19 protein-coding genes and 1 tRNA gene are annotated in these 19,449 nt (G+C 67.8%); 8 read left to right on the forward strand and 12 right to left on the reverse strand.

The annotated features are described in order from the left end of the window. Position 1 precedes the first annotated feature (1 nt). The 3 genes from OHB24_RS03600 (at position 2) to proS (ending at position 4,453) form a co-directional block, all read left to right on the forward strand. The gene (locus OHB24_RS03600; protein WP_327637494.1) at positions 2–664 is read left to right on the forward strand and encodes a pentapeptide repeat-containing protein; all 663 of its coding nucleotides are present in this window, start codon (positions 2–4) and stop codon (positions 662–664) included. Positions 665–715: 51 nt separating this feature from the next. Continuing rightward, entirely contained in the window at positions 716–2,932 is a 2,217-nt protein-coding gene (locus tag OHB24_RS03605; protein WP_327637495.1) for an NADP-dependent isocitrate dehydrogenase, read from the forward strand. A gap of 108 nt (positions 2,933–3,040) precedes the next feature. After that, positions 3,041–4,453: a proline--tRNA ligase gene (gene proS, locus OHB24_RS03610; protein ID WP_327637496.1), complete on the forward strand. Its 1,413-nt coding sequence runs from the start codon at positions 3,041–3,043 to the stop codon at positions 4,451–4,453. On the opposite strand, the gene OHB24_RS03615 is transcribed toward proS, so the two are convergent. The 3 genes from OHB24_RS03615 to OHB24_RS03625 all read right to left on the reverse strand — a co-directional run bounded on the left by OHB24_RS03615 (position 4,447) and on the right by OHB24_RS03625 (position 7,940). Then, on the reverse strand, positions 4,447–5,091 hold the full coding sequence (locus tag OHB24_RS03615) for a DUF4241 domain-containing protein (protein ID WP_327637497.1): 645 nt from the start codon (positions 5,089–5,091) through the stop codon (positions 4,447–4,449). The two genes, proS and OHB24_RS03615, sit on opposite strands and share 7 nt — an antisense overlap. 40 nt (positions 5,092–5,131) lie before the next feature. Next, a complete protein-coding gene (locus tag OHB24_RS03620) occupies positions 5,132–6,115 on the reverse strand; it encodes a helix-turn-helix transcriptional regulator (protein WP_327637498.1) in 984 nt (327 codons plus the stop codon). Between the two features lie 385 nt (positions 6,116–6,500). After that, entirely contained in the window at positions 6,501–7,940 is a 1,440-nt protein-coding gene (locus OHB24_RS03625; protein WP_327637499.1) for a GuaB1 family IMP dehydrogenase-related protein, read from the reverse strand. Positions 7,941–8,051: 111 nt separating this feature from the next. On the opposite strand from OHB24_RS03625, the gene OHB24_RS03630 reads away from it, so the two are divergent. Next, positions 8,052–8,444 carry a hypothetical protein gene (locus tag OHB24_RS03630; protein WP_327637500.1) on the forward strand — a complete coding sequence of 131 codons (393 nt, stop codon included), beginning with the start codon at positions 8,052–8,054 and terminating at the stop codon, positions 8,442–8,444. Positions 8,445–8,450: 6 nt separating this feature from the next. Here OHB24_RS03630 and OHB24_RS03635 read toward each other — a convergent pair whose 3' ends face one another. From OHB24_RS03635 to OHB24_RS03650, 4 genes are all read right to left on the reverse strand, one after another. Continuing rightward, positions 8,451–8,813: a hypothetical protein gene (locus tag OHB24_RS03635; protein WP_327637502.1), complete on the reverse strand. Its 363-nt coding sequence runs from the start codon at positions 8,811–8,813 to the stop codon at positions 8,451–8,453. After that, complete coding sequence (locus tag OHB24_RS03640; protein ID WP_327637503.1) at positions 8,810–10,000, reverse strand: TRAFAC clade GTPase domain-containing protein; 1,191 nt, start codon at positions 9,998–10,000, stop codon at positions 8,810–8,812. Before OHB24_RS03640 ends, OHB24_RS03635 begins: the two co-directional genes overlap by 4 nt. Positions 10,001–10,163: 163 nt before the next feature. Further along, positions 10,164–10,772, reverse strand: a complete 609-nt coding sequence (locus tag OHB24_RS03645) for a hypothetical protein (RefSeq protein ID WP_327637504.1) — start codon at positions 10,770–10,772, stop codon at positions 10,164–10,166. Continuing rightward, a complete protein-coding gene (locus OHB24_RS03650; protein ID WP_327637505.1) occupies positions 10,769–11,281 on the reverse strand; it encodes a hypothetical protein in 513 nt (170 codons plus the stop codon). The genes OHB24_RS03645 and OHB24_RS03650 overlap by 4 nt, the downstream gene beginning before the upstream one ends. 153 nt (positions 11,282–11,434) lie before the next feature. Here OHB24_RS03650 and OHB24_RS03655 point away from each other — a divergent pair, with 153 nt between their 5' ends. From OHB24_RS03655 to OHB24_RS03665, 3 genes are all read left to right on the forward strand, one after another. Beyond that, positions 11,435–12,001, forward strand: coding sequence for a hypothetical protein (locus tag OHB24_RS03655; protein ID WP_327637506.1), 567 nt, complete (start codon positions 11,435–11,437; stop codon positions 11,999–12,001). Between the two features lie 110 nt (positions 12,002–12,111). After that, positions 12,112–13,008, forward strand: coding sequence for a hypothetical protein (locus OHB24_RS03660; RefSeq protein ID WP_327637507.1), 897 nt, complete (start codon positions 12,112–12,114; stop codon positions 13,006–13,008). A gap of 67 nt (positions 13,009–13,075) precedes the next feature. Next, positions 13,076–13,309, forward strand: coding sequence for a hypothetical protein (locus OHB24_RS03665; protein WP_327637508.1), 234 nt, complete (start codon positions 13,076–13,078; stop codon positions 13,307–13,309). 42 nt (positions 13,310–13,351) lie between these two features. On the opposite strand, the gene katG is transcribed toward OHB24_RS03665, so the two are convergent. The 3 genes from katG to OHB24_RS03680 are packed head-to-tail and all read right to left on the reverse strand — an operon-like array spanning position 13,352 to position 17,441. Further along, positions 13,352–15,574, reverse strand: coding sequence for a catalase/peroxidase HPI (katG, locus tag OHB24_RS03670; protein WP_327637509.1), 2,223 nt, complete (start codon positions 15,572–15,574; stop codon positions 13,352–13,354). A gap of 35 nt (positions 15,575–15,609) precedes the next feature. Then, positions 15,610–16,035: a Fur family transcriptional regulator gene (locus OHB24_RS03675; protein WP_241998270.1), complete on the reverse strand. Its 426-nt coding sequence runs from the start codon at positions 16,033–16,035 to the stop codon at positions 15,610–15,612. Positions 16,036–16,067: 32 nt separating this feature from the next. Continuing rightward, complete coding sequence (locus OHB24_RS03680) at positions 16,068–17,441, reverse strand: FAD-dependent oxidoreductase (RefSeq protein WP_327637510.1); 1,374 nt, start codon at positions 17,439–17,441, stop codon at positions 16,068–16,070. A gap of 65 nt (positions 17,442–17,506) precedes the next feature. On the opposite strand from OHB24_RS03680, the gene OHB24_RS03685 reads away from it, so the two are divergent. Then, positions 17,507–18,145: a TetR/AcrR family transcriptional regulator gene (locus OHB24_RS03685; protein ID WP_327637511.1), complete on the forward strand. Its 639-nt coding sequence runs from the start codon at positions 17,507–17,509 to the stop codon at positions 18,143–18,145. Positions 18,146–18,411: 266 nt separating this feature from the next. On the opposite strand, the gene OHB24_RS03690 is transcribed toward OHB24_RS03685, so the two are convergent. Both OHB24_RS03690 and sepX read right to left on the reverse strand, forming a co-directional pair. Next, a tRNA-Ala gene (locus OHB24_RS03690) sits at positions 18,412–18,484 on the reverse strand. 73 nt (positions 18,485–18,557) lie between these two features. Further along, positions 18,558–19,352, reverse strand: coding sequence for a divisome protein SepX/GlpR (gene sepX / locus OHB24_RS03695; protein WP_327637512.1), 795 nt, complete (start codon positions 19,350–19,352; stop codon positions 18,558–18,560). Positions 19,353–19,449: the final 97 nt, after the last annotated feature.

A 19,449-nucleotide genomic window follows, 5' to 3' on the forward strand; every position in this document is an offset into this window, starting at 1 on the left:
CGTGAAGATCGCCTCACCCCGCCTGCGGGCGCAGCTCGAGTCCACCCTGCCCGACGAGATCGAGGACGAGGAGCGGTTGCTCGATCTGGGGCTGGAGGACGTGGATCTGAGTGATCTGGAGGCCGAGCACGTCGAGATCAGCGGTTGCCGGTTCACCCGGAGCAAGCTGGCCGGGTCCGACCTGGAGAAGCTGATCCTGGTCGACACCGAGCTCGCCCAGTGCGACCTGGCCAACTCCCGCTGGTCCGACGCGGCGCTGACCAGGGTCGCGATCACCGGCTCCCGGATGATCGGGTTCGCCGGCCCGGGCGCGAACCTCCAGCACGTGACGATCCAGGACACCGTGCTCGACTTCGCGTCGTTCCGGTTCGCGAAGTTCTTCAAGGTCGAGCTGACCGACTCCCGGCTGCAGAGCGCCGACTTCGTCTCGGCCGACCTGACCGGCGCCGTGTTCCGGCGCTGCGACCTGTCCGGCGTGGAGTTCTCCCAGGTCAAGGCGGCCAAAGCGGTGTTCGTGGACTGCACCTGGGACGGCGCCAAGGGCCTCGCCTCGCTGTCCGGTGCGACCGTGGCGGCGGCCTCCCCCATCGACACGCTGGCCTTCACCAGCGCGGTCACCGTCGCCTCCGGCATCACGCTGGCACATCCCGACGACCTCGAGTGAGCGTGATCCGGCCCACGTAGGAGTACGACGTACGCCGGATAAGGTGGGCCCGTGACTGACTCGACGATCATCTACACCCACACCGACGAGGCTCCGGCGCTCGCCACGTACTCGTTCCTCCCTGTCGTCCAGGCGTACGCCGGCCAGGCCGGTGTCGGCGTGGAGACCCGGGACATCTCACTGGCCGGCCGGATCCTGGCGCTCTTCCCGGAGTACCTCAAGGACGACCAGCGGATCGCGGACGCGCTCGGCGAGCTCGGTGAGCTGGCCAAGACGCCCGCGGCGAACATCATCAAGCTGCCGAACGTCTCGGCCTCGGTCCCGCAGCTGAAGGCCGCGATCGCCGAGCTGCAGTCCCAGGGCTACGCGCTGCCGGAGTACCCGGACGAGCCGAAGACCGACGAGGAGCGGGAGATCCAGGCCCGCTACGACAAGGTCAAGGGCTCCGCGGTGAACCCGGTGCTGCGCGAGGGCAACTCGGACCGCCGGGCCCCGGCCTCGGTGAAGAACTACGCCAAGACCCACCCGCACCGGATGGGCGCCTGGACCGCCGACTCCAAGACGAACGTCGCGACGATGGACAACGACGACTTCCGCGCGACGGAGAAGTCGGCCGTGATCGAGTCCGCGGGCTCGCTGCGGATCGAGCTGGCCGGTGACGACGGCACCACGACGGTGCTGCGCGAGTCGATCCCGGTCCTGGCCGGTGAGGTCGTCGACGCGTCCGTCCTGCACGTGGCCGCGCTGCGCGAGTTCCTGACCGCCCAGGTCGCCCGGGCGAAGGCCGAGGACGTGCTGTTCTCGGTGCACCTGAAGGCCACCATGATGAAGGTGTCGGACCCGATCATCTTCGGTCACGTCGTCCGCGCCTTCTTCCCGAAGACGTTCGCGCAGTACGGCGACGTACTCGCGAAGGCCGGCCTGACCCCGAACGACGGCCTCGGCGGCATCCTGAACGGGATCGCGAGCCTGCCGGAGGGCGCCGAGATCAAGGCCTCCTTCGACGCCGAGCTCGCCGACGGCCCGAAGCTCGCGATGGTCGACTCGGACAAGGGCATCACCAACCTGCACGTCCCGTCCGACGTCATCGTCGACGCGTCGATGCCGGCCATGGTCCGTACGTCGGGGCACATGTGGGGCCCGGACGGCGGGGAGCACGACACCCTCGCCGTACTGCCGGACCACAGCTACTCCGGCATCTACCAGGTCGTTCTCGACGACTGCCGCGCGAACGGCGCGTTCGACCCGGCGACCATGGGCTCGGTGCCGAACGTCGGCCTGATGGCGCAGAAGGCCGAGGAGTACGGCTCGCACGACAAGACCTTCGAGGTCCAGACCACCGGCACCGTCCGGCTGGTGAACGAGGCCGGCGACGTCGTGCTCGAGCAGGCGGTCTCGGCCGGTGACATCTTCCGCGCCTGCCAGACCAAGGACGCCCCGATCCAGGACTGGGTCAAGCTGGCCGTCAACCGCGCCCGCGCCACCGGCGACCCGGCGGTGTTCTGGCTGGACGAGACCCGTGCCCACGACGCTCAGATCATCACGAAGGTCCAGAAGTACCTGTTCGACCACGACACCGAGGGTCTGGACATCCGGATCCTGGCGCCCGTCGACGCGATCAAGTTCTCGCTGGAGCGGATCCGCCGCGGCGAGAACACCATCTCGGTGACCGGCAACGTGCTGCGTGACTACCTGACCGACCTGTTCCCGATCCTCGAGCTGGGCACCAGCGCGAAGATGCTGTCGGTCGTCCCGCTGATGGCCGGCGGCGGCCTGTTCGAGACCGGTGCCGGCGGTTCCGCGCCGAAGCACGTGCAGCAGCTGGTCAAGGAGAACTACCTGCGCTGGGACAGCCTGGGTGAGTTCTTCGCGCTGGCCGCGAGCTTCGAGCACCTGGCCCAGGCGACCGGCAACGCGCGGGCGCAGGTCCTGGCCGACACCCTCGACCGGGCGACGGCCACGTTCCTGAACGAGGACAAGTCGCCGACGCGTCGCGTCGGCGGGATCGACAACCGGGGCAGCCACTTCTACCTGTCGCTGTACTGGGCGCAGGAGCTGGCCGGCCAGACCGACGACGCGGACCTGGCCAAGGCCTTCGCCCCGCTCGCCGAGACCCTGGCTGCGAACGAGCAGACCATCGTCGGCGAACTGCTCGCGGTCCAGGGCAGCCCCGCCGACCTCGGCGGCTACTACCAGCCAGACCCAGCCAAAGCAGCAGCCATCATGCGCCCGTCGAAGACCTGGAACGAAGCCCTCGCTTCGCTCTGACCACACCCCTCTTACACAGCTCCCGGTGCCGGCCAGGCGCCGGGAGCTGTTTGTTCTGCTGAGGAAATGCGTGGCCGTGCCTACGATCTCGTTCCTACACTGGCGGGCATGACACAGACCCGATCCGTGCTTGCCGCGCAGGCGACGGACTTTCCGCGATGGTTCCAGGATGTGATTGCCAAGGCCGAGCTCGCTGACAACGGGCCGGTGCGGGGGACCATGGTGGTGCGACCGTACGGGTACGGGATCTGGGAACTGTTGCAGGAGGCAATGAATCGGCGGATCAAGGCGACCGGCGCGCAGAACGCGTACTTTCCGCTGCTGATTCCGGAAAGCTACCTGCAGCGCGAGGCCGAACACGTCGAGGGATTCAGCCCCGAGCTCGCGGTCGTGACGCATGCCGGCGGCAAGCAACTCGAAGAGCCTGCGATTGTCCGGCCGACGTCGGAAACCGTTGTCGGCGAGTATCTGGCGAAATGGATCCAGAGCTACCGCGATCTCCCGCTGCTGCTGAACCAATGGGCGAACGTCGTCCGCTGGGAGCTGCGCCCGCGGCTGTTCCTGCGCACCACCGAATTCCTTTGGCAGGAAGGCCACACCGCGCACGTCTCCGCCGAGGACGCCCGCGCCTACGCGACCAAGATCCTGTACGACGTCTACCGCGAGGTCATGGTCGACGTCCTGGCGATCCCGGTCGTCGTCGGCCGCAAGACGCGGCGGGAACGGTTCGCGGGCGCGGTGAACACGATGACGCTCGAAGCGATGACGCGCGACGGCAAGGCCCTGCAGATGGGGACGTCGCACGAGCTCGGGCAGAACTTCGCGCACGCGTTCGGCATCGGCTACCTGTCGAGCGAGGGACGGCGTGAGCTCGCGTGGACCACGTCCTGGGGCAGCAGTACCCGGATGATCGGCGGACTGATCATGGTGCACGGCGACGACGCGGGCCTCCGGGTCCCGCCTGCGGTCGCTCCGGTGCAGGTCGTCGTACTCGCGGTGAAAGACGACGCGGTCGCGGCGGCCCGGGCCATCGCCGACGAGCTGACAGCGGCCGGTCTGCGCGTCACCGTCGACGATCGCGCCGACCAGCCGTTCGGGCGCCGCGCGGTGAACTGGGAGCTCAAGGGCGTCCCGATCCGCATCGAGGTCGGCCCCCGCGACCTCGCCGCCGGCAACGCCACCGTCGTACGACGACTGCGCGACTCCGCCAAGACCGCGGTCAACCTGACCGAGCTCACCGCACACGTCGTCGCCGGCATCGAGGCCGACCAGGCACACCTGCTGGCCGAGGCAACCTCTCGCCAGACCGCCGGCATCACCGCCGTATCCACAGTCGACGAGGCAATCGAGGCCGCCGCGTCCGGCTGGGCGCGCATCCCGTACGACGCCGTCGGCGAACAAGGCGAAGACCGCCTCGGCGAATCCGGCATCACAGTCCGCTGCCTACAACGCCCAGACGGCTCACTCCCGGTCGAGGACAGCGAAACCGGCCTGATCGCGTACGTCGCGCGCTCCTACTGAATGTCGTGCATGAAGGTGGTCACCACGCAGACCACCTTCTGCTCGGCATCCCGGCCGAGCCAGAACGGGTACATGCCATCGCCGGCGCCCGAGTTCGTCACGGCGATGGCATGCCCGCTCGCCGGATCGGTGACAACTGCCGGCACCGCCTTCCAGTCATCGCACGCGCCCGCCAGGCGGTCCCAGGCTCCGTCCCCGAACGCCTCGTTCGCCGCGGCGTCCACGATGCACGCGAGACCCGTGTCGACCGGGTAGCCGTACTGCTGGTCCGGGTCCTGCCCGTCCAGCATCGCCACCTCCCACGCGACTACCGGGGTGTCCCGGACCTCGACGCGCAACGCCGCGATCTCGGACCAGCTGAGCCCCGGATCACTCGTGTACGCCGTGGTGAGCCGAGCCACCGAGGCGGGGTAGGACCCAGGCTCCACCTGCTCGGCCAACGTCGGCAGATCCGAGTCCCCGACCATCGACGGGTCGCACACCACGAAGCGCCCGCTGGGCATCGGCAGCTCACCGAGCTCCTCGACGGTGAGCGTCTGCTGGAAGTCGTACGGATCGCCGATGATCGTCGTACCGATGTCGCGGTAGGTACGGCCGTGGGTGAAGTAGCGCGACAGATCAGGCGCCTCGAGGGGCATGTGCGAGCTCCAGGAATCGGGAGCTGGTGATGCTAATAGCTCAGCGGGCCAGGTATCTGCGGACGTCGTCGGCTACCTGGGAGCGGTAGCGGAAGCCGTATTTGCGGAGGATCGCGCTGAGGTGGGTCTTGACGGTGTTGAGGCTGACGCCGAGCTCAGCCGCCAGCTGGTCGTTGTCGAGACCGTCGGTCAGCAGGACGGCGACGGCCTGCTGGGCCTTCGTCAGGCTGGTGAACCGGCGCTCGGGGCCCTCGTCGGTCTCCATCAGCATCTCGATCAGCTCGGACTGGATGTGCTCGGCGGCGTCCACGATCCGCTCGAGATGCGTGTGCACGGCGGTGCTCACGTCCGGTTCGTCCAGCGCCTCGGCTGCGATCTCCCGGATCGACGCGACCCGGTGCGTCAGGTACTCCATCACGTGGTCGGACGTCAGCAGGTTCGGGCCGACGTCGCCCGCGGGCAGGCGGCGCAACGACTCCCGGTCCTCGCCCTCGCGGGTCAGTACCCGCTCCACCACCTCGCACAGCCACTCGAACGCCCGCACCGCGTTGTCGTCGTACGACGCCGCCTCGTAGCTCTGCATCGAGAGCATCCCGAACAGCTGATCGGGCCCGTCCTTGGCCGGCCGGAAGATCGGCACCGTCACCGCGTCCCCGGACCGTCGCCGCAGGTCGCCCACCGGTACGCCGGCGTGCAGCGTGGAACCGTTGTCGTAGGCGAACCGGTACGTGTGCCGGTGCTTGATCAGCCAGGCCGTCTGCCCGCTCGGCCCGAAGATGTGGGTGTCCGGGTTCACGTACTCGCCGTCGTCGTACCCGTACGGGAACCGCACCCGGCTGCTGCCCTGCAGGAACCCCACGTAGAAGGCGTCGACGCGCGCGATCTTCCCGGCGACCACCCGGACGTAGTCGTACAGACTGTAATGGTCGGACCGGAACAACGCCTCGATCTTGTGGTACGCCTCGCGCAGGATGATCGCGGTCTCCGCGTCAACCCTCAGCGGGGCGACCTTGTCTGCCTCCACAATGTCGGCTCCCCACACACACCCCTGCTGTATCGATCACTCGACTATCGCGCTGTACCCAGCGACTTGCCAAGTGATGCAGCCGAAACATGTGGTGAAAACCGCGGTCGCGGGTGGTGCTGCGGGTTCCCGAGTCGCCCTCCCAAGCCTCGGCCGAACCCCTGCACCACCCGCGAACACGAGCAGGACACCAGTGACTTCGAGCCCCCGCGTCGATCGGTCCCGCCGCCCCCGGCGCGACCCCGACCCCCCGACGGATGGTTCGGTGCCCTTCCTCCCCCTGTTGCCTACACCGTGCCACCGATCGCCCAGCGTGACCATCGCCCGGCGCATGATCTTGCCGGGCTCCCGATCTCATTCCGGGGATGAGGGTTTTTGTAGTCGATTACAGCCAGCTGGTGTCGAGCGGTTTGCCCTCGGCGTACCCGGCTGCCGTCTGCAGGCCGACGACGGCACGCTCGTGGTACTCGGTCAGGTTGGCCGCACCGACGTACGTGCAGGAGCTCCGGATGCCGGACACGATCGAGTCCAGCAGGTCCTCGACGCTCGGGTTCTCGGGGTCCAGGTACATCCGGGCGGTCGAGATGCCCTCCTCGAAGATGCTCTTCCGGGCCCGCTGGAACGGCGAGTCCTCGGCGGTCCGGGACCGGACGGCGCGGGCCGACGCCATCCCGAAGCTCTCCTTGTAGATCCGGCCCTGGCTGTCCCGGTGCGGGTCGCCGGGCGATTCGTACGTACCGGCGAACCAGGACCCGATCATCACGCTCGACGCCCCCGCGGCCAGCGCGAGCGCGACATCACGCGGATGCCGTACGCCGCCGTCCGCCCAGACGTGCTTGCCGAGCTCGCGCGCCCTGGTCGCGCATTCCAGTACGGCGGAGAACTGCGGCCGCCCGACGGCCGTCTGCATCCGGGTCGTGCACATCGCGCCCGGGCCGACGCCGACCTTCACGATGTCCGCGCCGGCGTTCACCAGGTCCGTGACACCTTCGGCGGTGACGACGTTCCCGGCCACGATCGGCACCTGCGGGCCGAGGGCGCGAACCCGTTCGACCACTTCGAGCATCCGCTCCTGGTGACCGTGTGCGGTGTCGATCACGAGGACGTCCACGCCGACGTCCAGCAAGGATTTCGCCTTCTGCTCGGCGTCGCCGTTGATCCCGATCGCTGCGGCGACGCGAAGCTTGCCGCCGGCATCGAGGGCCGGTTCGTACAGCGTGGCGCGGAGGGCGCGCTCGCGGGTGAGGATGCCGACGATCCGGCCGTCCGTGTCGACGACCGGCGCGAGCCGGTGCCGGCCGTCGTGCAGCTGGTCGAACGCCGTCTCGGGGTCGATGCCTTGCGGAACCGTCAGCAGCTCGCGCGACATGATCGCGTCCAGCTGGGTGAACCGGTCGGCACCGGAGCAGTCGGCCTCGGTCACCACACCGACCGGCCGCCCCTGGTCGACGACGATCACCGCGCCGTGGTTGCGCTTCGGCAGCAGGTTCAGCGCCTCGCCGACGGTCCCGGTCGGCGGCAGGGTCAGGGCGGTGTCGTGGACCGGATCCCGTTCCTTGATCCAGGCAACCACATCGGCGACCACGTCGACCGGGATGTCCTGCGGAATCACCGCGAGGCCGCCGCACCGCGCGATCGTCTCGGCCATCCGCCGCCCCGACACCGCGGTCATGTTCGCCGCAACCACCGGAATCGACGCCCCGGTCCCGTCCGCAGTCGCCAGATCCACGTCCAGCCGGGACGCCACCTTCGAGCGGTTCGGCACCAGAAACACGTCGCTGAAGGTCAAGTCCCCCGCTGGTTCCCGATCATGATGAAACCGCATGCCAGACCCCTTCCGCCCGAGTACAAACCCAGCCAGCCTGCCATGAAAGGAATCTGAAAGCACGGCCCGATGTACTGCGGTGGACAGGCAACGTCTACCGATTGGGATGAAATGACTCGGGGCACGATCATCGCGACAGGTCTGGCAACCGTCGGACTGACAGCCGGCGCACTTGCCGTCGCCGCACCGACACAAGCAGCTACGACCGCTCCTGAAGCCGCCGCCTCGCCATGCCGCGTGGCCGCGAGGGCCCACAACGACACCATCCGGCTCTGGTACTGCAACGGGACCGGCGGCACCCGCCAGGGCTACCACGCCCAAGCGCTCCTGTACTCCGGCAGCAACGTAGTCCTCCGCACCGCCTCCGGCTACCAGGCCCGCTACAACAAGAACAACACCGGCGGCGTCCTCCCCATCTGGATGAACACCGGCACCTGGTGGGAAGGCGCCCCCAGCCCCATGCGAGCCTGCAGCGGCACCCTCTGCACCGCCGCCGCCAGCTAACGTCGGCTAGCCGAGGTCTGGTGGGCCCTTGGCATCCCAGACTCTGGCATAGGCCTCTGCAACGAGCGGCCAGATGAGATGCAGTCCGTCTTCGACAGACTGCATCTCGTCGGCCAAGTCTCCGGGCACGACGAACTCGTGCGGGATGACGCGACCGGCCGAATCCTTCCGCCCCAACGGGTCGGGAAACCGCAGAGCAACCTTCCCGGCAGTACGGCGCCACGTCGTCGGCTCGTCCTCGAGACCCGCGAAACTACGTTCGTACTCCGAAAGTGGGTCGGACTCCCCTCCGTCGAGGAGGAACCGAAACCCCCAGGAACGCCCTCGAGTAGCCCAGATGAGGTTCTCGGGTAGGTCGTTACTGCTCACTTGAGGCTCCTGATGAGCAGCTTGTCCTTGACGCCTTGGTCCAGGTCCAACTTGAACTGCGTGAGCGTCGCAGTCAGGAAGTCGTGGTGGTCGCGGGCCTGGGCGTTGATCTCCCTGAGTTGCGACCCGGCCATCTTCGCGGCTGCAGTCAAGACAGGGAGCGCGGCCAGGCCCGCCAGGGGGCCGACCTTCGGCAGCAGCGCAACCAGCTTGTCGACACCAAGGGTCTTCCCGCCCGTCAGGACGGCGGCCAGTGTCTCGGCGCCGTCCGCCAGGGTGTCCAGCACCTGCCTCGGGATCTCCATCCGCTCGCTCCACTGCACTCGGCGCTCCAGGGGAAGCATCGAGGCCACCGGCAGGATGAGGTCGAGCCCGACCCGTTGGGTCACATCAATCTCCAACGGCTCCGGACCAGCGGCGGAGAGCTCGAACTTGGCCGAGGAGAGCAGCATGAAGTCCTCGCCCACCGACAGCGCGTCAGGCGTGTCCACGAGGTCCTTGAGCGTCGAGCGCAGGTCGTCGAGGTGACTGGCGGCCTTCTCGATCACGAGATCGCGGAAGGCGTGGACATCCCAGTCCGGAAAGAGATCCGCCTTGGACAGTGCCATGATCCAGATGCGCGGGAACTCGACCAGGCGGCCCTCGTCGTCCAGCAGGTCGTCCTTGAGTCGCAGTACGCCTTGGCGGAAGTTCGTCAGGAGCGACTTGAGGTACCGCTCCTCCTCGCCGGCGTAGTCCAGCAACTTCTGGCCGTCCACCAGCAGGATCGCGACATCGGAACGCAGCAGCGACCGGAACGTGTCGACACGGCGATTGGCCTCTTCCTCGCTGCTCGGCGACTCCTCGAACCATTCCCCCGGGTAGTCGTGCCATGCGAGTCGCAGGGCATCGAACGGCCGCTTCTTCGCGGCCGCGCTGTCCCCGCCCTTGAGCTTCACCGAGAAGTAGTAGGTCGTGGCCTCGAACCGCGTAGGCATCGGCGCCCTCGCGCGATCCCTCATCCCGAGGTAGTTCTGGTAGAGCCGGTTCCCCTGGCCGGTGTCGTCCGCGACGAGGTCCCAGAGGTCATTCGAATACGAGCCCTCCTGCGTCGGGCCGAAGAACGAGGAAACAAGCACCGTCTTCCCGGAACCGCTCTCTCCGAAAACCGCGATGTGCTGCTCGCGGACCCTGGGATATTTCGCCATGGCGCGAACGTACCCCAAGCCCTCCATCCGCCGGCACTTCCCGGCCGTCAATACGGACGCCCAGGCCATCACAATTGCCGCATACGACGCCCTGCACGCTCACACCCCGCGCCACGGCGCAATTGTGATGGCCTGGAAGTACAGTCCGCGGCGCTTGCCGTCGTCAGCGGTCGAGGCTGTGGTCCTGTCGTGGTGGGGAGTTTGCTCGATGGTGCCCGAATCCGGACGTCGCCAATCGGCGCGAAGTTGCCAAGGGCACCTGACCGGAGAAGGCGTGCGCAATCGCGCGATTCGCATCGAGTTCGGCTTGGCGTTGGGCCTGGTTCTGTTTGAGGCTCGGCATCCGGTCACCGAACGCGTTGAGACCCGGCTGACGGTCGTGGAGGTTTCGATGGAGCCGCGCGCACGTGTGCTCGTAGATGTTGCCGGAACCTTGCCGCGGCTTCACAGCCAGCAACTCCCGCCGGGGAATACCGCCGGCTTCAGCAGGCGGCATCTCCCGAAACACCAACCGATAGTCCGCCTTCTGCTGCGGATCAGACCGCAGATAAGCAGTAACGCAATCCCGCAAATCCCCCTTCCCAGACTCATACCCCAACGCATGCCGCCCATCCGTGGTCCCGGCCGCTAGCTCCTCCATCTCACGAAGGACTTGCTGCCGGACATAGTCTTCCGGCCCGCCGGGTTTCCGCCCTGCCGCTGCCATGAGACGCCGGAAGTCCATCGCGAAGCCGTCGCCGATGATCAGCTCATACCGGACGGGAGCCGTCACGGAGACCCGTCTTCTTCACGGCGAATCTCGTCCAGAATCCGCTGCGCATCCGGCCCCATCATCGCGGCGAACTCGTCGACGGTCATCGTGCGGCTGGTCGGAAGGGGCTCGCTGGCGTAGACGCGGCGGGTCGGGTCGTCGACCGTGCCGGGCGGGGGCTCGTCGTCGCCGCGCAGCTGGCGGTACTGCGAGGTCGACATGATCACGGCCTCCGGCTCGCCGGCGTCACCCCACACCACCGGCACGAACGACCCTGCCCGGATCGCAGCCACCATCGACACCAGCTCCGCGCCCACGACCTCAGCCGCAACCACCCCAGGGCGACGCTCGAACTTCGACTCGCCGCCAAGGTCCTCGAACTGGTCGTACGTCAGCAGCACAGCCTCCGGCACCCCACCATCGCCGAAGCTGAACGCCATCGTCCGCCCCCGCCGGAACCGGCTCAGCACACCCGCGACATCCCGCCGTACGTCATCCACCGACCGAATCGCCGAACCCTCAGTAGCCATACCCCGACCCTACGACGCCCCCACCTACCCAAACCCACTTATCCACAGCCTCCAACCACGCTTGCAGGAAGCTGCAGAGCTGTGGATATCCGGGTCGGCGAACACCCTCCGTATGCGACGCTTAACGCGCCAGCACCAAAGAACGGAGCCCCCATGCCGCGCCGACCGGCCCTCGGACCCACCACCGCAGCCCTCTGCGCCCTCCTCGCGCTAACCGCCTGCCAAGGCTCCCCCGAAGCCGGCCAACCCAACACGACCCCGACTTCTCCACCATCCAGCGCAGCCAGCACTCCAGTCGACGAATCCAAGGCGGCCGGCGACGCGGCGGTTACTGCCTACCGTCGGTACATCGCCGTGATCAGCACGATGACGGCAAGCGGCGGTACGGCGGTACAGGACTTGCCGAAGGTCGCGTCCGGAGTCGAGCTCGCCAAGTCGCAGATTCAAGCCGAGAGGTACCGGGGCGAGAAGATCAAGACGATCGGGAGCATCGAGATCGTTTGGGCCAAGGCGGTGAAGACGGGTCCCCCAGGCGCCACCATCACGACCGCCTCGGTCCAGGCCTGCTACGACACGTCCAAGTCTCGAGCCGTCGACTCGAGCGGCAAGACCGTCCGGGTGCCGGGGACGCCGACTCGCTGGCTCGACAACCGCGACCTACAACTGCTCGGCGGAGTCTGGAAGGTCGTCAAGGGCAAGAACCAGGGCGCCTCATGCTGACGTCCTCGCTCTTGGCGCTCAGCCTGCTCGTCGGTGCTCCGCTCGCTCCCCAGACGCCTTCTGTACCGCCGACGTCGATACCGTCTGTTCCTGATTGCGACAGGGATCCAGTGACCGGTAAATGCCTGCTGCGCGTCGGCGACGACGGGAACCCGCCCAAGACGTCCGTCGAGACGACGCCTGGGAGCAAGAAGCCGGGTGGGTCTGCGTGTGTGTTCGAAGGGCAGGTTGTCCCGTGCCGGACGGAGAACGGGTTCTTTGATGCGGCGTCGCACTGTTACCTGACGCTGGCGCCCGGGCCGCTGCCTACGATAACGCAGAGCGCCGACCGGCCGCCGGGTACGAAGTACTACTGGTGCTGGGTGATTCTCGATGTTGTCGACGGCAAGCCGGAAGGTATCGAGCGGTTCGAGCCGGTGATCCGGGAGCCGGGCGAGACTCGGACCATTGATCCGCGGGTTGCGGCTCAGCAGGTGGTGAAGACGATGAACTTTGTTGCGCCGCAGTTGCGGGTTTCGCCGTACGTGCAGAGTGCTAATCGCGTCGGGATCGTGAATGTGCCGATTTGGATGTGGGTTACCGATCCGGGGCCGACGACGACTGGGCCGCAGGCCAAGACTGCGGCGCTCGGTGGCGTGTCTATCACTGCGACCGGGACTGTCGACCGGATCGAGTGGGCGATGGGTGCCGGTGACACCGTTACCTGTAAGGGCGCCGGCACCGCGTTCACTCGCGAGATGGCGGCTGGCAAGTCCCTCAAAGACATGCCGTCATCTCCTACGTGCGGCTACAAGTACGCCAAGTCCTCCCGCTGCGAGAAGTCCGGCAACTACAGCGTCACGGCAACGGCGTACTGGACAGTGCACTGGACCGGCGGCGGCATGCAGGGCGACATCCCGCTCGACTTCAGCCGCTCCATCCCTCTGCAGATCACCGACCTACGCCCCGTCCTCGTAGACCCCAACGGTCCGGCCCCGTCAGCCACACCCCGTACCTGCAGCAGCTGATGCTGGTGAACCCGGGCTGCGGAAGGATCGCAGGTCAGACACGTTGCGAACAGTCGAGGAGAGCCGAATGGACGACAAGATCAGCGACGAAGAGGCCCGCGCTCGCCTGGGCGACGCACGGGATCCCAAGGAGGCCGCGGGTCTGGTCGACAAGTTCACCGGCTCCGGCTTCCGAGCCCCGGCCGGCAGCCTGCACGAGAACTACCAGCAACTCAAGGACGCCGGGGTCGACGACAAGACCCTCGCCGCGGTCATCCGCGGCAAGGAGGCCAAGGAAGCCAAGCACGGCCACTCCCGCTGACAAGCGAACAGGCTCCCCCGCGGGGGAGCCTGTTCGTTGGTGTCAGCCGCGGAGGTCGAAGCGGTCGAGTTCCATTACCTTGTGCCAGGCGGTGACGAACTCGTCGACGAACTTCTGCTGGGCGTCGTCGCTGGCGTAGACCTCGGCGATGGCGCGGAGTTCGGAGTTCGAGCCGAAGACCAGGTCAGCGCGGGTGCCGGTCCACTTGACCTCACCGTTGACGGTGGCCTCGAACGTCTCCTCGCTCCCGTCGGCGGCGTGCCACTCGGTGCCGAGGTCGAGCAGGTTCACGAAGTAGTCGTTCGTGAGCGTGCCGGGGTTCTCGGTCAGTACGCCGTACTTCGAACCGTCGTAGTTCGCGCCGAGAACGCGGAGACCGCCGACCAGGACCGTCAGCTCCGGAGCGCTCAGCTTGAGCAGGTTCGCGCGGTCGAGCAGCAGGTACTCGGCCGGGAGCCGGTTGCCCTTGCCGTAGTAGTTGCGGAACCCGTCCGCGACCGGCTCGAGCGCGGCGAACGAGTCGGAGTCGGTCTGCTCCGCGGACGCGTCCACCCGACCAGGCGTGAACGGTACGACGACGTCGTACCCGGCGTTCTTCGCCGCGACCTCAACACCGACACCGCCGGCGAGGACGATCACGTCGGCCAGCGAGACCGGCTTGCCGAACGACTGCTGGATGCCCTCGAGCGTCCGCAGTACCTGCGCGAGCTCATCGGGGTTGTTGACCTCCCACCCGCTCTGCGGCTGCAGGCGGATGCGGGCGCCGTTGGCGCCGCCGCGCTTGTCACTGCCACGGAACGTCGACGCCGACGCCCACGCGGTCGAGACCAGCTGCGCCACCGACAGACCGGACGCTGCGATCGCGGCCTTCAGCGCGGTCACGTCGTCGGCGTTGATCAGCTCGTGGTCCACGGCCGGCAGCGGGTCCTGCCAGATCAGCACTTCGCTCGGAACCTCGGTGCCGAGGTACCGGACGCGCGGGCCCATGTCGCGGTGGGTCAGCTTGTACCAGGCGCGCGCGAACGCGTCGGCGAACGCGTCCGGGTCCTCCTTGAACCGTCGCGAGATCGGCTCGTAGATCGGGTCGAACCGCAGCGACAGGTCGGTGGTCAGCATCGTCGGCAGTTTCTTCGGGCCGTCGTACGCGTCCGGGATGATCGCCTCGGCGTCCTTCGCGACCCACTGGTTCGCGCCGGCCGGGCTCTGCGACAGCTCCCACTCGAAGCCGAACAGGATGTCGAAGAAGTCGCTCGACCACTGCGTCGGCTTCGTGGTCCAGGTGACCTCGAGGCCGCTGGTGATCGCGTCCTTGCCCTTGCCGCTGTTGTACGTGCTCTTCCAGCCCAGGCCCTGCTGCTCGATCGACGCGGCCTCCGGCTCGGCGCCGACGTTCTCCGCCGGGCCGGCGCCGTGGGTCTTGCCGAACGTGTGACCACCGGCGATCAGCGCGACGGTCTCCTCGTCGTTCATCGCCATCCGGCCGAACGTCTCGCGGATGTCGCGGGCCGCCGCGATCGGGTCCGGGTTGCCGTTCGGGCCTTCCGGGTTCACGTAGATGAGGCCCATCTGGACCGCACCGAGCGGGCGCTCGAGGTCGCGGTCACCGGAGTACCGCTTGTCGTCGAGCCAGGTGGTCTCCGGACCCCAGTACACGTCGGTCTCCGGCTCCCACACGTCCTCGCGACCGCCGGCGTACCCGAAGGTCTTGAAGCCCATGGTCTCCAGCGCGACGTTGCCGGTGAGGACCATCAGGTCGGCCCAGGAGATCTTCTGTCCGTACTTCTTCTTCACCGGCCACAGCAGCCGGCGGGCCTTGTCCAGGTTGCCGTTGTCCGGCCAGCTGTTCAGCGGCGCGAACCGCTGCTGCCCGGCGCCCGCGCCACCGCGGCCGTCGTGGATCCGGTACGTGCCGGCGCTGTGCCAGGCCATCCGGATCATCAGCGGGCCGTAGTTCCCGAAGTCGGCCGGCCACCAGTCCTGCGAGGTGGTCAGTACCTCGGCGATGTCCGCCTTCACTGCCGCCAGGTCCAGGGTCTTGAACTCCGCGGCGTAGTCGAACTCCTCGCCGAGCGGGTTCGCGACGGCCGGGTTCTTCGCCAGGATCTTCAGGTTCAGCTGGTTCGGCCACCATTCGCGGTTGGCGTTCCCGCTGGTCGGGTGCACGCCCTGACCGTGGTTCACCGGGCAGCCACCGGTCTCGGCGCCACTCTCGCCGCGGCTCTCCGCGGAGGCTTCACCGGGCAGGGGCTCATGGTTCTCGGACATCAGATTCCTTCCAGACTGGACGTTTTCACAGGAAGTCAGGTACGTCGTGCGCAGTCCGCGCACAGGCCCCAATAGATGACCTCGGCCTCGTCGATGACGAACCCGTGGTCCTCGGACGCGGTCAGGCAGGGCGCATGCCCGACCGCACAGTCGACGTCGGCGATGGCGCCGCACGACCGGCAGACAGCGTGGTGATGGTTGTCACCGACGCGCGATTCGTACCGCGCCACCGACCCCAGCGGCTGGATCCGCCGCACCAGGCCCGCCGCCGTCAGGGTGTGCAGCGAGTCGTACACCGCCTGGTGCGACGCCTGGGGCAATTCGTTGCGCACGGCACCGATAATCGAATCGGTATCCGCATGCGGATGCCCGTACACCGCGGCCAGCACCGCCAGCCGCGGCCGAGTCACCCGCAGCGAAGCCCCACGCAACAGCCCCTGAAGCTCCTCCACCGTCGGCACGTCCCAGAGTCTTCCGCGTTTTCTGGAATGAGTCAAGAATAGCTGACGCGTTTCTCAACCTGAGACATCCCTGACGCGATGAGTACGCCGTCGGGGCGGATGAGTAGGGCGTCGTGCTCGCCGTCGGGCTTGACCTGTACGACGTTCACGCGCGAGGACCCGGTGGTTGGCCAGGTGCGGGTGCCGAAGTCGAGGAGGAGGGCGCGGCCGGGGTGCAGCAGGGCGGAGAGCCAGGTCGGGCCGTCGTCGGTGACCAGCTCGAGGTCGGGGATCCGGTCCGATGCGTCGAGGCCGGACATCATGCCGGCGAGGTACCGGTTGGAGTCAGGCAACCGCATGAGATCCGTGAAGATCTCGCGCAGCTCGACGACGTCCTCACTCGCGCCCGGGAGGGCGAAGACCCGTTGCGCGGCGGTGTGGCGCAGTACGCGCGCAGCCATCGGATGCCGCTCGGTCTGGTACGTGTCCAACACATCAGCCGTGCCGTGGACCGCGGACGCGAGCTTCCAGCCGAGGTTGAACGCGTCCTGTACGCCGAGGTTGAGCCCCTGCCCGCCGAACGGCGGGTGAATGTGCGCCGCATCCCCGGCGAAGAAGATCCGCCCGTACCGATAGGACTCCAACTGTCGCGTGGCGTCGCCGAACTCGGACGCGTTCAGCACCTCGCCAAGCCTGGTTTCCTCGCCGTACAAGGCGGTCAGCGCATCCTGCGTCTCATCCGGCGACGCGACTCCGTCCCGCCCGAAGGTGAACCGGTACTTCTTCTCGCCGACCGGCACGAGCATGCCCCAGTAGTCGTCGCCCTGCTTCGTCAACGTACTGAAATGGCCCGCGGTCACCGGCACCTGATCGGACACCGACGACAGCCGTACGTCGGTGAGCACCGCGCGGAACGTCCCGGGCCGGCCGGGGAACGGTACGTCGAGGACCTTGCGGACCGTACTGTGCGCGCCGTCGCACGCGACGAGATACCTCGCGCGCAACGTCGTACCACCAGCGGTCACCGTGACGCCCTCGCCGTCCTGCGCCACCGCCGTGACCTCCGCACCTCGCAGGATGCGTGCGCCGCGCGCTACCGCGGCGCGTTCCAGTTCTTCTTCGACGATCCATTGCGGCACCGAGATCGGGTACGGGTGACGGGTGTTCCACGACGTCGCGTCGAGCGGCACCGAGAGTCCGGCGAAGTGCCCGCCGACCGCCTCGCGCGGCAACTCCCGCGCCTGGATCGGGCCGAGCAGTCCGCGCATCTCCAGCACCTCGGCGGTACGGGCCTGCAGCGCGCCGCCCTTTGTCTGTTCGAGCCGCGCGTCCAACCGTTCGAGAACGGTCACGTCGACTCCGGCGAGCGCCAGCTCATACGCCAGCATCAGCCCGGTAGGACCGGCTCCGGCGACCAACACGTCCATGGGAAGCTCCCCTCAGTGCAAAAGTAGACTAAGTGCAGAGTAGCACTGAGTGCTAAAGTCTCCGCATGACGTTGCGTGAGCGGAAGAAGCTCCGGACCCGGGCGGCGATCTCGGAGGCGGCCATCTCGCTGTTCATCGAGCACGGGTTCGACCAGGTGTCGATCACTCAGGTCGCGGAGGCTGCGGACGTCTCGCGGCGGACCCTGTTCGCCTACTTCCCGACCAAGGAGGACCTAGTCGTCCACCGGTTCGCCGACCACGAGGACGAGCCCGCGCGCGTGGTGCGCGCCCGTCCGGCCGGCCAGTCGCCCCTGGCCGCTCTGCACGAGCACTACCTGGACGCCCTCCGCAGGCACGACCCAGTGACCGGCCTCACCGACGTACCGGAAGTGCTCCACCTGTACGACCTGCTGCGATCCGCACCACAACTGATGGCTCGCATGCTGCAGTTCAACGAGTCTTCCGAAACCCAACTGGCCGCCGCCCTCCACGAGACCGCAGACACCGCCGAACTCCCCGCCCGCCTAGCCGCCGCCCAGATCGTTTCAGTCCAGTGGACCCTCTCGATGGCCAACTACGAACGCGCCGTAGCAGGCGCCCGCGCCGACCAGGCCTACCCGGCCGCAGCAGCAGCCGCCAACCAGGCCTTCGATCTCCTAACCGGCGGCCTAGGCAACCTATGGCCCAACACCCAGTTGCCATAAGCAACCACCCGATGTTCTAACCACAAAACCCAGCCACGCCGGCGAGCCGACCACCCAACCCAACCCAGAAGCCAAGCCGACCGCCCAACCCAACCCAGGAGCCGAGCTAACTGCCCAACCCGACCCAGGAGCCGAGCGAAGCGAAGGCGCAGGGGGTGCGGGTGGCGGAGCCCCCGCCGCGCGGCAAGCGAAGCGCAGCCGCACAAATGACGAAGGCGAGGCGGTCAGCGCAGGAACTGCGCGACACACCTCGCCCATCGGCTTCGTGGAGCTGAGGGGATTCGAACCCCTGGCCTCTTCGTTGCGAACGAAGCGCGCTACCAACTGCGCCACAGCCCCAAAGCTGGTCGTCTGGTTTCCCTGGCGACCGCGAAACTCTAACACGGACAGGCCCGCAGACTAAAACCGGTTATCAGTCGCCGACGGCCCGCTTGACCTCGATCTCTTCGGCCGGCTGGGGGGTCGGCGCTTCGGCTGCGGCAGGCCTCTCGGACGGGTCCGTCGTACGGGCGCTGGAGAAGACTTCGTCGTCGGTGAGGGAGATGGTCCGGACCGTGCGGTCGGGTGCCTTTTCCTTCATGACGTACGTCGGAAGCGTGACCGGCACGGGGTCCCACAGGCCCTCGGCGGCCGGCTTCTCCTGCTTCGCCGCGGCAGGCTTGGGGGTGGGCTCGGCGGGGAGCTTGACCTCGATGGTCATCTCTTCGTCGGGCGACGGCGCCGGCTTGCCGGCCGGGCCGCGGTCGTGGCGACCTTGCGTGCGGGCACGACGTTCGGCCGCGGTCTGCGTCCGGGCGCGGGCCTGCCTGCGCAGTTGCACTCGGGTGAGTACGACGAAGCCGGCGATCAACGTGCCCGGGATCGCGACGGTCCACCACGCCAGCATCGCCAGACCGGCGAGCGCCACGACGGACAGCAGTGAAAGGGTCAGGATCGACAGCACCCGCCGGCGGCGCATGGCGGCCACCCGGCGGGCTCGGTTGGGGACGTACCGCTTGGGTGGCGACGAGTCGCCGGCGGTGGTGGTTCCGGCCGGGCGTACGACGTACCGGGTCCGCGACGAGTCGCGGGACAGCACGCGCGCCTCGTCGGACGACGGCACGACCGGACGGCGCCGCGCCTCTTCGCCCCGCTTCAGCCACATCGGGACGAGGTAGGCGGCCCACGCGGCGACGATCGCCACATAGATCAGCCCTGTCGTCCCCATGCGACGACGCTAAGGTGCGGATAGGGCCAGATGAGGTACGTGGGACGGTGTGTCGCAAGAAGACTCGTGTGACTGATGTGAATAGCACGCAGGGTAG

Origin of the sequence: Kribbella sp. NBC_00482 (assembly GCF_036013725.1) — a bacterium.
Classification (GTDB): Bacteria; Actinomycetota; Actinomycetes; order Propionibacteriales; family Kribbellaceae; genus Kribbella.

Bases quoted from the DNA above. Each gene is read 5' to 3' on its own strand.
- proS (WP_327637496.1), top strand. From the start codon at position 3,041: ATGACACAGACCCGATCCGTGCTTGCCGCGCAGGCGACGGACTTTCCG.
- OHB24_RS03615 (WP_327637497.1), bottom strand. From the start codon at position 5,091: ATGCCCCTCGAGGCGCCTGATCTGTCGCGCTACTTCACCCACGGCCGT.
- OHB24_RS03625 (WP_327637499.1), bottom strand. From the start codon at position 7,940: ATGCGGTTTCATCATGATCGGGAACCAGCGGGGGACTTGACCTTCAGC.
- OHB24_RS03630 (WP_327637500.1), top strand. From the start codon at position 8,052: ATGACTCGGGGCACGATCATCGCGACAGGTCTGGCAACCGTCGGACTG.
- OHB24_RS03640 (WP_327637503.1), bottom strand. From the start codon at position 10,000: ATGGCGAAATATCCCAGGGTCCGCGAGCAGCACATCGCGGTTTTCGGA.
- OHB24_RS03650 (WP_327637505.1), bottom strand. From the start codon at position 11,281: ATGGCTACTGAGGGTTCGGCGATTCGGTCGGTGGATGACGTACGGCGG.
- OHB24_RS03655 (WP_327637506.1), top strand. From the start codon at position 11,435: ATGCCGCGCCGACCGGCCCTCGGACCCACCACCGCAGCCCTCTGCGCC.
- OHB24_RS03665 (WP_327637508.1), top strand. From the start codon at position 13,076: ATGGACGACAAGATCAGCGACGAAGAGGCCCGCGCTCGCCTGGGCGAC.
- katG (WP_327637509.1), bottom strand. From the start codon at position 15,574: ATGTCCGAGAACCATGAGCCCCTGCCCGGTGAAGCCTCCGCGGAGAGC.
- OHB24_RS03680 (WP_327637510.1), bottom strand. From the start codon at position 17,441: ATGGACGTGTTGGTCGCCGGAGCCGGTCCTACCGGGCTGATGCTGGCG.
- OHB24_RS03685 (WP_327637511.1), top strand. From the start codon at position 17,507: ATGACGTTGCGTGAGCGGAAGAAGCTCCGGACCCGGGCGGCGATCTCG.
- sepX (WP_327637512.1), bottom strand. From the start codon at position 19,352: ATGGGGACGACAGGGCTGATCTATGTGGCGATCGTCGCCGCGTGGGCC.